The sequence below is a fragment of the Pseudoalteromonas rubra genome, assembly GCF_005887115.1.
Taxonomy (GTDB): domain Bacteria; phylum Pseudomonadota; class Gammaproteobacteria; order Enterobacterales; family Alteromonadaceae; genus Pseudoalteromonas; species Pseudoalteromonas rubra_F.
This window is the reverse complement of record NZ_PNCJ01000008.1, coordinates 40,289-52,256: the sequence shown is the minus strand read 5'-3', so window position 1 is coordinate 52,256 and position 11,968 is coordinate 40,289. Positions and strand designations below refer to the sequence as shown.

At 48.0% G+C, this 11,968-nt stretch carries 10 protein-coding genes and 12 tRNA genes; 3 read left to right on the top strand and 19 right to left on the bottom strand.

The annotated features are described in order from the left end of the window. Positions 1-102 precede the first annotated feature (102 nt). On the top strand, positions 103-849 hold the full coding sequence (locus CWB98_RS05285; RefSeq protein WP_138543898.1) for an SDR family oxidoreductase: 747 nt from the start codon (positions 103-105) through the stop codon (positions 847-849). A 260-nt stretch (positions 850-1,109) separates the two neighbouring features. Beyond that, positions 1,110-1,544, top strand: coding sequence for a hypothetical protein (locus CWB98_RS05280; RefSeq protein ID WP_138543897.1), 435 nt, complete (start codon positions 1,110-1,112; stop codon positions 1,542-1,544). Between the two features lie 86 nt (positions 1,545-1,630). On the opposite strand, the gene CWB98_RS05275 is transcribed toward CWB98_RS05280, so the two are convergent. The 7 genes from CWB98_RS05275 to miaB all read right to left on the bottom strand — a co-directional run bounded on the left by CWB98_RS05275 (position 1,631) and on the right by miaB (position 8,238). Then, positions 1,631-2,185 (bottom strand): GNAT family N-acetyltransferase, encoded by a 555-nt coding sequence (locus CWB98_RS05275; RefSeq protein WP_138543896.1) that lies wholly within the window; start codon positions 2,183-2,185, stop codon positions 1,631-1,633. Further along, positions 2,169-2,435, bottom strand: a complete 267-nt coding sequence (locus CWB98_RS05270) for a helix-turn-helix domain-containing protein (protein WP_138543895.1) — start codon at positions 2,433-2,435, stop codon at positions 2,169-2,171. Before CWB98_RS05270 ends, CWB98_RS05275 begins: the two co-directional genes overlap by 17 nt. Positions 2,436-2,751: 316 nt before the next feature. Continuing rightward, the gene (gene lnt, locus CWB98_RS05265; protein ID WP_138543894.1) at positions 2,752-4,332 is read right to left on the bottom strand and encodes an apolipoprotein N-acyltransferase; all 1,581 of its coding nucleotides are present in this window, start codon (positions 4,330-4,332) and stop codon (positions 2,752-2,754) included. Continuing rightward, positions 4,310-5,188 carry a CNNM family magnesium/cobalt transport protein CorC gene (gene corC / locus CWB98_RS05260; protein ID WP_054017264.1) on the bottom strand — a complete coding sequence of 293 codons (879 nt, stop codon included), beginning with the start codon at positions 5,186-5,188 and terminating at the stop codon, positions 4,310-4,312. The genes lnt and corC overlap by 23 nt, the downstream gene beginning before the upstream one ends. 22 nt (positions 5,189-5,210) lie before the next feature. Further along, the gene (gene ybeY, locus CWB98_RS05255; RefSeq protein ID WP_138543893.1) at positions 5,211-5,669 is read right to left on the bottom strand and encodes an rRNA maturation RNase YbeY; all 459 of its coding nucleotides are present in this window, start codon (positions 5,667-5,669) and stop codon (positions 5,211-5,213) included. Continuing rightward, the gene (locus CWB98_RS05250; protein ID WP_054017263.1) at positions 5,669-6,751 is read right to left on the bottom strand and encodes a PhoH family protein; all 1,083 of its coding nucleotides are present in this window, start codon (positions 6,749-6,751) and stop codon (positions 5,669-5,671) included. The genes ybeY and CWB98_RS05250 overlap by 1 nt, the downstream gene beginning before the upstream one ends. 53 nt (positions 6,752-6,804) lie before the next feature. Then, positions 6,805-8,238, bottom strand: coding sequence for a tRNA (N6-isopentenyl adenosine(37)-C2)-methylthiotransferase MiaB (gene miaB / locus CWB98_RS05245; protein ID WP_046002924.1), 1,434 nt, complete (start codon positions 8,236-8,238; stop codon positions 6,805-6,807). A gap of 326 nt (positions 8,239-8,564) precedes the next feature. On the opposite strand from miaB, the gene CWB98_RS05240 reads away from it, so the two are divergent. Continuing rightward, a complete protein-coding gene (locus tag CWB98_RS05240; RefSeq protein ID WP_138543892.1) occupies positions 8,565-9,728 on the top strand; it encodes an FAD-dependent oxidoreductase in 1,164 nt (387 codons plus the stop codon). Positions 9,729-9,861: 133 nt separating this feature from the next. Here CWB98_RS05240 and CWB98_RS05235 read toward each other — a convergent pair. The 12 genes from CWB98_RS05235 to CWB98_RS05180 all read right to left on the bottom strand — a co-directional run bounded on the left by CWB98_RS05235 (position 9,862) and on the right by CWB98_RS05180 (position 11,750). Then, positions 9,862-9,946 (bottom strand) — tRNA-Leu (locus tag CWB98_RS05235). A 211-nt stretch (positions 9,947-10,157) separates the two neighbouring features. Beyond that, a tRNA-Leu gene (locus tag CWB98_RS05230) sits at positions 10,158-10,242 on the bottom strand. A gap of 27 nt (positions 10,243-10,269) precedes the next feature. Further along, positions 10,270-10,344, bottom strand: a tRNA-Gln gene (locus CWB98_RS05225). Positions 10,345-10,461: 117 nt separating this feature from the next. Next, positions 10,462-10,546, bottom strand: a tRNA-Leu gene (locus CWB98_RS05220). Between the two features lie 4 nt (positions 10,547-10,550). After that, a tRNA-Met gene (locus CWB98_RS05215) sits at positions 10,551-10,627 on the bottom strand. A 2-nt stretch (positions 10,628-10,629) separates the two neighbouring features. Further along, positions 10,630-10,704 (bottom strand) — tRNA-Gln (locus tag CWB98_RS05210). A 141-nt stretch (positions 10,705-10,845) separates the two neighbouring features. Next, positions 10,846-10,930: transfer RNA gene (locus CWB98_RS05205), tRNA-Leu, on the bottom strand. A 4-nt stretch (positions 10,931-10,934) separates the two neighbouring features. After that, positions 10,935-11,009 (bottom strand) — tRNA-Gln (locus tag CWB98_RS05200). A 141-nt stretch (positions 11,010-11,150) separates the two neighbouring features. Continuing rightward, positions 11,151-11,235 (bottom strand) — tRNA-Leu (locus tag CWB98_RS05195). Between the two features lie 95 nt (positions 11,236-11,330). After that, positions 11,331-11,405 (bottom strand) — tRNA-Gln (locus CWB98_RS05190). 144 nt (positions 11,406-11,549) lie between these two features. After that, a tRNA-Leu gene (locus CWB98_RS05185) sits at positions 11,550-11,634 on the bottom strand. A 39-nt stretch (positions 11,635-11,673) separates the two neighbouring features. After that, positions 11,674-11,750 (bottom strand) — tRNA-Met (locus tag CWB98_RS05180). Positions 11,751-11,968: the final 218 nt, after the last annotated feature.

Sequence of the window (11,968 nt, the reverse complement as noted above, 5' to 3'; positions counted from 1 at the left end):
TTGATGAAAAAGCATTGAGTCTGATAAATTCAATGCATATCAATAAAAAGGGGTGCGAGGCACCCCTTTTTATTAGCAAATCGGTGTAAGGAAAAAATAACAATGAAAAAGGTGGTGTTAATTACAGGCGCCAGCCGGGGAATTGGCGCGGCAACCGCGAACTTACTGGCTGAGCAGGGCTACCAGGTGGCGGTTAATTACAAATCGAATCATGCGGCTGCTGAGCAGGTGGTTGCTCAGGTCCGCGCCCAGGGTGGCATTGCCGAGCGCTTTGTGGCTGACATTAGCGAAGAAGCACAGGTGGTTAAGTTGTGCGACGACATCAGAACACAGCTTGGGCCGATTTCACACCTGGTCAATAATGCTGGAGTGCTGGACACCCAAATGCGCGTGGAGGATATGACCGCAGAGCGTATCAATCAGATGTTGTGTACTAACGTGACACCGTATTTTATCTGTGCCAGAGAAGTGCTTAAACAGATCCGTGCCCATCACCAGATGGACAGGTGCGCCATAGTGAATGTCTCATCGGCAGCTTCTTATTTGGGTGGTGCCAATGAATACGTAGATTACGCCGCAGCAAAAGGCGCCATTGATAGCTTTACACGAGGTTTGTCCCTAGAGCTGGCAGCAGAAGGGATCCGGGTTAATTGCGTTCGCCCGGGTTGCATCTACACCGATATTCATGCCGATGGTGGTGAGCCCGGCAGAGTCGACAGGCTCGCTTCACTTCTACCATTACAAAGGGGCGGTAAACCCGAAGAAGTGGCCAGCGCCATCGCCTGGTTGCTCAGTGAGCAGGCAAGCTATGCCACCGGCACTTTTATAGACTTGGCTGGTGGAAAATAGGGAAGTCGGCTGCCTATCTGATACCAATGTACATTTCGTATTGTAGGTGGGCGCAGTGGCTTAGTTAATTTGGCCACCGGAATAGGGAAAGACATTGAGGATATCCATTCTAAATTGGCTAGTTCTATTTGCTGTAGCTTTGAATACTATTGGGCTCGCATCTCCCTCATAAACAGCAATGGAATAAATTTCACCAGTGTTTAATGGTTTTCTATCGCCGATACGAAATGAACGTTATTAAATATATATTTGGAGGTTGTATGAAAAAAATCTTTGGAGCAGTACTTATTCTGGGTTTATCTGGGTGTGCGAGCACGCACGTTCAAAAGGGAGTTGATGTCACGAAAGAAAGCAGTTTTGCGGTCATAAAAACAGAAACAGAAAAGGAACACACGTTGTTAACAGGGCTCGATCAGCGTGTTGTAATAAAGTCTCTTAATGGAGAAATGTTAGCGCTTCCAGGGAATATTTCCCCTGCTCCAGATGTTTTAAACGTTAACAAGGGTGTCCACACGATAGAAGTCCAATATCGCCATAAGAACACATTCGCAAACGGCTGTGTTTGGGTTGATGCCAAAGCAGGCAGTAGTTACCTGATCAGAAGAAAGGTTGTAGACTATGCTGTGACATTCTGGATTGAAAATACAGATACCAATGAAGTGGTAGGTGGTATCTGCGGCACTGAGCCTAAATAAGTTATAAGGGGGAGGTGTCCACTTCCCTCCTTAAAGCTTGAAGAGCTTAGCTAATTCAACGGTTGTAATACGTGAAGCTTGATTTATTAACTTAGCGAAGACGAGTTGCTTGCTAAGGTACTCTGACCAAGCAACTTATAATAATAGCTGGTGGCATACAGGGCGCCTTGTTGATCACTGACAAAGTGCGGGATCTCTCCGCTTTTGCTAAAACCAACTGCCTGATAAAACTGTTCTGATTTATCACCACTTTGTGTATCTAACACTAAGAGCTTTATGCCCAGCTGACTGGCATAAACTTCGAGACGTTGCATCAGTGTTTGGGCGATGCCCTGACGCTGATAATCGGGATGGACCAGTAATTTTTCGACTTCTCCCCGATGTCTGCCATTTTGTTTTTGACAAGGGGCCAGCTGTACCGAGGCAACCAACAGCTGATTGACGTAAGCGCCAAGCAAGAGGCGTTTTTTCTCTGCCAGTTCAATATTGACCTGAGACCAGTAATCGGTCAAGTCAGCGTCAGACAGAGGCTGATAGAACCCCAGGGATGCCCCCTGAGCGACACAGGCTTGTAATTGACACGCAAGCGCTTGTTGTTGCACCACAGTGAGCTGTGTGAGGGGCTCAATTGTGAGTCGCATAGTCATCCTTTTGCATACAAGCCAGTTCTTCACGGATCTGACGAAGCTGAGACTCCAGCTGTTGCTTTTGACGTAACAGCTGTGAATAGCGCGACTGAGTGTGGGGCTGTTTACCCCGAAGTGCTGCATAGAGCGTCCGTTGCGATAAGGCAAACTGTGTGGCTGCTTCATGAATGGTCAGTTGCTGACTCTGTACCATATGCACAGCACGTAGCACACTGGGGTGAGTGGAAGAGAGTTTGGCAGCCATGTTAGCTTTCCTCACTATTAAACTGTTGGTCCCGCAGCGGCCATACGCTGCAGTCTATTCGCCAGACCAGACTTAGGGTGTCGATAATTGTATAGAGCATGTTTGCATTCCTGCCAAATTCATTGTTGTTGAATAAGGAAGAACCATGCCACAAAGAAAATGTATTATATTTTCAATGTCTTAATGATTTTGTGGGTGGTGATTAGAGTGTTTGTGCACTTTACTAACGCACAAAGCTCACAAATATGGTGCATTTGCGAGGTGGTTTAGTACCTGGGGGGCAGCCGGAAATCTCATTATTCAGTCGTGACTACAATTATAAATAGTCACGTTCAACTCGGTATCTAACTCTGACTAATCCTTTGTCGAGTATGACTAGCCCCGTCAGAAACGCTAATAATATCCAGATCCATTTGTTTCCATGTTGGCTATACCAGCTGTTTCCGCTCATCAGTTTTACGTCCAGTAACATCGTCTCCTCAACAAACTGAGGGAGCGTATGCTGAGTCTGGCTGAGTGGATCATAAATCCCACTGATCCCGTTGTTGGTCACTCTGATTAGAGGGCGTTGTAGCTCAAGCGCACGCATTCGAGCAATTTGCATATGCTGATGTGGACCATGAGAGTCACCAAACCAGGCGTCATTACTCACCGTAAACAGGATGTCAGAACGGTCTGTGTAGTTGTTCCTTACCAACTCGCTGAAGGCTATTTCATAACAGATTGCGGGCAAAATATGCAATCCATTGGCTATCAAATTAGCTTGTTTTGCCTCTCCTCGAGAGAACGAAGACATAGCCAGATTGAACAACGGTGCAATGGGTCGTAACCACTCTTCAAAGGGAACAAACTCTCCGATGGGCAGCAACTGGTGTTTCTGGTAACGGTTAGGGTGCAGGTAGCGATAGTGGCCTTGCTCATCCTCCTCATGTTGTTTACCAACCACAATTAAAGTGTTGTACACATTACGAGTATCAAATTGGTAATCCGGGATCCCTGTGATCAAAGCGCTTTGATTAAAAGCTGCTGCTTTGTCCAGATTTTGCAAAAAGTCGAAGGCCAGGTCTTCCAGCTCAGGAATGGCGGCTTCCGGCCAGACAACTAAGTCGGCCTGCTGCCACAATGGCCGGGTCATATCCTGATATTTAGACATAGTCGGCCAGAATTGCTCAGGCTCCCAGCGCAGGCTTTGCTGAATATTGCCCTGAACCAGCAAGGTTCGGGTTTGCTCGCCGTTATAGTGCACCGGATTATCCGCTATGCGTGTAAACAGGGTGAGCGCTAGCACAGGCAGCAGGGCAATCATGGTCAGCTGATAGCGTCTTTGCCAGAGCAGGTAGTACAGCAGTGCGCCAAGCAATACACACACCAGGGTCAGACCAAATTCGCCAATCCAGGGGGCAAGCATATTGAGCGGTGCGTCGGTCTGGCTATAACCAAAGCTCAACCACGGAAACCCGGTCAGTAAGGTGCCACGCAGGTATTCAAATATCGCGAACCCACTGAGCAGCAGCGCAATACGTTGCCAGGGTTTATCAGAGAAGCGTGTCGCCAGCGCAAAGGCCAGTGCCGGGTAAATCGCCAGATAGGCACAGAGCAGGCCCATTAACAACAGTGAGGCCGGTAAGGGCAACCCCCCGAACTGAGCGATGGAAACATGTACCCAGCTTATCCCGGCTGAAAACCAACCAAAGCCAAATAAAAAGCCATATTTCGCGGCGTGTCGGGTTGTGGGCTGATCGGTGACAAAACACGCTACTGCGAGCGCTACAAAAGTCAGGGGCCAGAGCCCAAACGGGGCATAACTAAAGGTAAGAGAGGCACCGCTAAGCAGTGCCAGCCACGCAAACTTGTCTTTTAGTAGGGTGGTGAGTTTATTCGAAAACGTCTTCAACATGTTCAGCTTTTGGCATGGTCACCTGTAACTGCAAAATACGGCGATTGTCCGAGTTGGTAACCTTGAACTGCAAAGGTGCAATATCAATGGTTTCGCCCCGGCTTGGCATATGGCCAAAAGCATGCAAGATGATCCCGCCTATGGTGTCTGCTTCTTGCGTATCATATTCCGTTTTAAAGAAGTCGTTGAATTCATCCAGTGGAGTCAGCGCCTGAACGTTGAACACGTGTTTAGAGAGCTGGCGAATGGCCTGCTGTTCGTCTTCGTTGTCGTGCTCATCTTCGATTTCACCTACGATGGTTTCCAGAATATCTTCGATGGTCACCAGACCCGAAACACCGCCGTACTCATCGATGACAATGGCCATATGATAGCGTTTTTGACGAAACTCATTGAGCAGCGCGTCAACACGTTTACTTTCTGGCACCACAACAGCAGGTCGCAAGTATTCACGGATGGTTGGCAGTTCACTGTCGCGCTGAACGATCAGCGGTAGCAGGTCTTTGGCCAGTAAAATGCCTTCGACATGATCTTTGTCTTCGCAAATGACTGGAAAGCGCGAATGGCTGGATTCAACCATAGCGGGCAACTGCGACTCCAGGTCCTGATCAATATCCAGCGTCACCATTTGTGAGCGTGGGATCATGATGTCTCGGACTTTCAGTTCAGAAACACTGAGTACGCCTTCCATCATGTCTTTGGTTTCAGGGTCGATCAGGGCTCGTTCCTGCGCGTCGGCAATTACTTCTACCAACTCTTCTTTATTTTGGGGTTCCCCTTGCAGCATCTGAGTGATGCGTCCCAGCCAGGTCTTGCTCGAAGAACCCTGACTACTTTGCGAGTTTTCGTCGCTCATTGCGGTGTGTTACTCCAGTCGGTTAAACGTCATCTCGATATGGGTCAGCAATGCCCAGATCGGCTAAGAATTCTTTTTCAAGACTTTCCATTTCATTGGCGTCCTGTTCATTTATATGGTCAAAGCCCAACAAATGCAAGCACCCGTGTACCACCATATGGGCAAAATGATCATGGAACGTTTTTTCCTGTTCTTCGGCCTCACGAAAAACCACCTGAGGACAAATAATTAGGTCGCCAACTAAAGGCAGCTCAATCCCAGGCGGCGCTTCAAAAGGAAAAGACAGCACATTGGTTGGCTTGTCTTTACCACGGTACTGACTGTTCAGTTCCTGGCTTTCCGCTTCGTCTGCAATTCGTATGGTGACCTCGGCCTCTTCCTTATACGCAAGGAGTGCTTTTTCGGCCCACAACTGAAATTGTTCAGCAGAGGGCAGGTTGGCGAAGTCACTGGCAATCTGTAGATCTACCTCAAGCGACATTATGAGCGCTCCTCGTCGTTGGCGTTTGGCTGTGTATCAGCTGGCGCGGTATTGGCCTGTGCCTGTAATCTTGCCTGCTGTTTATTAAACTTTTCCTTTCGCTCGGCTTCTTCTTTTTTCTCGTAGGCCTCAACAATGCGTGCCACCACTGGGTGACGTACCACATCATGAGACTTGAAGAAGTTAAACGAAATCTCGTCTACCTCACCCAATACATCGATGGCGTGGCGCAGACCAGAGCGCGCACCGCGTGGTAAATCCACCTGAGTGATGTCACCGGTGATCACCGCTTTGGAATTAAAGCCAATCCGGGTCAGGAACATTTTCATCTGCTCTGTGGTGGTGTTCTGGCTTTCATCCAGAATAATAAAGGCATCGTTCAGTGTTCGCCCACGCATGTAGGCCAGTGGTGCAACCTCTATCACGTTCTTTTCGATCAAACGCTCGACCTTTTCAAAGCCCAGCATTTCGAACAGGGCGTCGTACAGCGGGCGCAAATAAGGGTCTATCTTTTGCGTCAGGTCGCCGGGCAAGAAACCGAGTTTTTCGCCGGCTTCAACGGCTGGGCGAGTCAGCAGAATACGACGAATTTCCTGACGCTCAAGGGCATCTACCGCCGCTGCTACCGCCAGGTAAGTTTTACCTGTGCCCGCCGGACCAATTCCAAAGCAGATGTCATGGGTCAAAATATTGGCCACATACTGGCTCTGGTTGGGGTTACGAGGCTTAACCACACCACGACGTGTTTTGATAAACACTTCTTTTTCCCACACATCCGGGGCTTCCTGCTCCAGGCAGTTCGCTTCGGTGATCGCCAGGTGAACCTGATCCGGTTCAATATCCGCAAATTTACCGCGCACAGGCTGGGTTTCGACATACAGAGATTTCAAGATGTCGACGGCGGCTTTTGCCACAACCGGCTGGCCGGTGACTTTAAACCAGTTATCTCTGTGGGTAATTTCTATGCCCAGACGACGTTCGATTTGCTTCAGGTTGTCATCAAAAGGCCCGCACAAAGAAGATAGGCGGTGATTGTCGGAGGGTTCCAGATAAAATTCGATATTCTTGACTTGGTTACTCAAAACAACTTCCTAATAACAAGACGCCAGCATCAGCTGGCGTCGAAATTCCAAGACTAAGGCGTAAAGGTCGCTACACCCAGTTCGTTGGCTTCAGGTTCTGCCGGGGCACGATTTAAGATATCAGATGGTGCAACATCACGGCGTAAGTCCATCTCAGCTTCGGTCCTGATCAGCTCACCACGTAGTGAGTTTGGCAGTGCTTCTGTGATACGTACGTCAACAAACTGACCGATCACTGAGTGAGGACCTTCAAAGTTCACCACTCGGTTGTTCTCGGTACGGCCACGCAATTCCATCGGGTTCTTTTTCGACGGACCTTCGACCAGAATACGCTGCTCAGTGCCATGCATTTTGCGGCTGATATCCTGCGCCATTTGATTAATGCGGTTTTGTAGCAAGTACAAACGCTCTTTCTTTTCCTGCTCGGTGACATCGTCAGGCAAGTCAGACGCTGGCGTGCCCGGACGCGCTGAATAGATAAAGCTGAAGCTCATATCAAAGCCAATGTCGTTGATAAGATTCATGGTCGCTTCGAAATCCGCTTTGCTTTCGCCCGGGAAGCCAATAATAAAGTCAGAACTCATGCTCAGGTTCGGACGGATCTTGCGCAGCTTGCGGATAGTCGACTTGTACTCAAGCGCCGTGTGGCCACGCTTCATCAGGTTCAGAATGCGGTCTGAGCCACTTTGAACCGGTAAGTGCAGGTGATCAACCAGCTCAGGTACGTCTGCGTATGCGTCAATGATGTCTGGTGTAAACTCAACAGGGTGCGAGGTGGTGTAACGAATGCGATCGATGCCATCAATGGCCGCCACAAAGCGCAGCAGATCAGAGAAATAGCAAATTTCGCCATCGTGCATTTCGCCACGATAGGCATTTACGTTCTGACCTAGCAGGTTTACTTCACGCACACCTTGCTCTGCCAGCTGAGCAACTTCAAGTAAAACATCATCAAGTGGACGGCTTACTTCTTCACCACGAGTATAAGGTACAACACAGAAAGTACAGTATTTAGAGCAGCCTTCCATAATAGAGACAAAGGCACTTGGACCTTCCGCTTTTGGCTCTGGCAGGCGGTCAAACTTCTCGATTTCCGGGAATGAAATATCGACCACAGAGCCTTGTTTGCTCTGCACTTGTTTGATCATCTCTGGCAGACGGTGCAAAGTTTGCGGGCCAAATACGATATCAACAAAAGGCGCGCGTTGACGAATTGTGTCGCCTTCCTGAGAGGCCACACAGCCACCGACGCCAATCACCAGATCCGGGTTGTCGTCTTTGAGTAGCTTCCAGCGACCCAGTTGGTGGAATACTTTTTCCTGTGCTTTTTCACGAATTGAACAGGTATTGAGTAGGATCACATCCGCTTGCTCAGCTTCTTCTGTTAGCTGATAGCCGTTGGTGGAGTCAAGCAGATCCGCCATTTTCTGGGAGTCATACTCGTTCATCTGACAGCCCCAGGTTTTGATATGCAACTTTTTACTCATTGAAATAATGCCTCGTTTTCAACTCGGTGAATAGCACGGTGTGCGACGCTAAAACAACTAATATCACTAAGCCGACCCGCTCATCACCTGTGCCAGTACAGAGCATAACCTGTATCTTTGCCAGGATCTTGCGTGAAATTAGTTTAAAGGACGCGTATTTTATATGACCTAATGACACTAGCCAAGTATAGTTTTTAACTTTAGAAACCAAGATCAAGGCATCTTGTATTTGCTCGGCTACACTATGCAGGGCTGTGAACCTTTCAGAGCGAATTGGGTTACAATAGCAGGATATGACTTAGCAAGCAGAACTAAGGAAAAAGGGTATGAAAAACAAAGTGCTGATAGTAGGTGGTGGCATGGTTGGCGCAGCCGCCGCCGTCAAGCTCGCGCAGCAAGGCCTGACAGTCACTGTGCTCGAAACGCATCCATTGGATGCCATGCAGGCTCTAACGGACGAGACCATAGATATTCGGGTGTCAGCCATTAATCGCTTCTCAGAAGCTTTGCTGGATGAACTCCAGGCAATGCCGTTGCTGCGCAATGCCAGACTGGCACCGTATCAGCAGCTCGAAGCGTATGAGCAGGAAAATAACAGCCTGCTATTTGACTGCGAGGAGCTGGCGGCAACGCATTTAGGCCACATTGTTGAAAACCGTCTTATCCAGGCCAGTTTATGGGCACAGTTCGAACGCCTTGGTATTCAGGTCGAACAGGTTTCTGGTACGCCGCAGGCAATCAAGCAAAATACTGATTCGGTTGAGTTGATTTACCCGGAGCAAAGTTATCAGGCCGATTTACTGTTAGCAGCTGACGGCGGACGCTCGGTGGTACGCAAACTGGCTGGCATTGGGGTGACCGGTTGGCAATATCAGCAGCATTGTATGGGTGTGCTGATTAAACTGGATGCGCCGCAGCAGGTAAAAACCTGGCAGCAGTTTAAGCCGTCCGGACCGATTGCCTTTTTGCCCATGCAATATCCGTATGCCAATCTTATTTGGTATCACCATGGCAATGAGCTGGCGCAGATGAAGACGTTATCGAATGCACAGTTGAAGCAGGAGATACAAAATCACTTCTTCGATTTACCCGGTGAGTTTGAGGTGTTACAAAGCGCGGTATTTCCGCTGGCCAGACAACATGCCAATCAATACCATCAGGGGCGTGTCGTCCTGATTGGCGACTCAGCACATACCATTAACCCGCTGGCAGGGCAGGGCGTTAATTTAGGGTTCAAAGATGTGGCTGCGCTGGCAAGCGCACTGGAAGGCGCTGAGGACATTGGTAACGCCGCCTTGCTGCGCCGCTATGAGCAGAGCCGTCGTAACGATAACCTGATGATGATGAGTATGATGGACGCCTGCTACTTTGGCTTCTCTAACGAAATTGCACCTTTAAGGCATTTACGCAACCTGGTGTTAAAAGTGGCTAATCATGCCGGTCCAATTAAACGTGAAGTATTGAAACATGCAATGGGTGGCGTCGTTTAGACGTCATTCATGACAGGAATAACAGATAGCAAAGCAATAAAGCAAAATTAACTGAAAATTACGAAGAAGATGGGAAAATAATTAAGATATGTCGGAAGAGTAGCAAGAGAGTTGAAATTGTCTTTGAACTAAATGGTGCGGAAGGAGAGACTTGAACTCTCACAACCGAAGTTACAGAAACCTGAATCCTGCGCGTCTACCAATTCCGCCACTTCCGCATCGTATATTTAGTTTATCAATGAAAAAGAAACCTGAATCCTGCGTCTCATTCGACAACAGCCAATTCTGCTACTTTTGCATCGAGTATTTAGTTTATCAATGAAAAAGAGAACCGAATCCTGCGTCTAATTCGACAACAGACAATTCCGTCACTTTTGCATCGAGTATGTAGTTTTTAAAAAGAAGAAAGTTTTCAAGATAAGAGTTAAATGGTGCGGAAAGAGAGACTTGAACTCTCACAACCGAAGTTACAGAAACCTGAATCCTGCGCGTCTACCAATTCCGCCACTTCCGCATCAAATTGTATCTCTTAAGGAAGAGATGGCTGGAGTACCAGGATTTGAACCTGGGAATGGCGGGATCAAAACCCGCTGCCTTACCGCTTGGCGATACTCCAGCAATAATTCAAATCTTGAATCCAGATAAATCTAAGAGATAATATCCTTCTTCTTAACGCTTGATACTACAGAAATAAAAAGCGTAATCAAGAGTTTTAGTTCTAACTTGAAGAACATGGTGCGGAAGGAGAGACTTGAACTCTCACATCCGAAGATACTGGAACCTAAATCCAGCGCGTCTACCAATTCCGCCACTTCCGCAACGTGGTGGCTATGCCCTGATTTGAACAGGGGACCCCATCATTATGAGTGATGTGCTCTAACCAGCTGAGCTACATAGCCAATGGCTGGAGTACCAGGATTTGAACCTGGGAATGGCGGGATCAAAACCCGCTGCCTTACCGCTTGGCGATACTCCAACGAAAACTCAAATCTAAATGTTGGTCCCAGGATTTGAATCTGGGGGTGAACGAGTGAGGGGTCAAAACCTCTCTCTTCTGTCCTTACCGCTTGGCGATACTCCAACGAAAAGTTGATTATTTTAGTTCTAATCGAGAACATGGTGCGGAAGGAGAGACTTGAACTCTCACATCCGAAGATACTGGAACCTAAATCCAGCGCGTCTACCAATTCCGCCACTTCCGCATGTTGGCTGGAGTACCAGGATTTGAACCTGGGAATGGCGGGATCAAAACCCGCTGCCTTACCGCTTGGCGATACTCCAACGAAAACTCAAACCTAAATGTTGGTCCCAGGATTTGAGTCTGGGGGTGGATGAGTGAGGGATCAAAACCTCTCTCTTCTGTGCTTACCGCTTGGCGATACTCCAACGAAAATTTGATTATTTTAGTTCTAATCGAGAACATGGTGCGGAAGGAGAGACTTGAACTCTCACATCCGAAGATACTGGAACCTAAATCCAGCGCGTCTACCAATTCCGCCACTTCCGCATATTTTTTTGCTTTGATATTGGAACCTAAATCCAGCGTCTAGTTCAAGACACCTGGCCAATTCCGCCACTTCCGCATTTTTATCTCAGAAGAGATGGCTGGAGTACCAGGATTTGAACCTGGGAATGGCGGGATCAAAACCCGCTGCCTTACCGCTTGGCGATACTCCAACGAAAACTCAAACCTAAATGTTGGTCCCAGGATTTGAATCTGGGGGTGGATGAGTGAGGGATCAAAACCTCTCTCTTCTGTCCTTACCGCTTGGCGATACTCCAACGAAACTAAATCTGTTTTAGTTCTGACTTAAAAGAACATGGTGCGGAAGGAGAGACTTGAACTCTCACATCCGAAGATACTGGAACCTAAATCCAGCGCGTCTACCAATTCCGCCACTTCCGCGTTTTGCTAGCTCGATGAGTTTTGGTAGTAATTAAAGCATGGTGGCTATGCCCTGATTTGAACAGGGGACCCCATCATTATGAGTGATGTGCTCTAACCAGCTGAGCTACATAGCCATCTCTTTAATTTCTCATCATCGCTGATGCGGGGCGTATTATGCGTATATGCCCGTATGTCGTCAACACCTTTTTTGCAAAAAAATACCTAACACAGTTTGTTTGCAGATAAATTAAGCGAAGCGGGCTGTTTTTAACGCAATTCAGCCAATAATTCTTCATACAGTGTAAGAGAAAGACAAAAAAAGCGCCATCAGGCGCTTTTTGTCAGACCAATA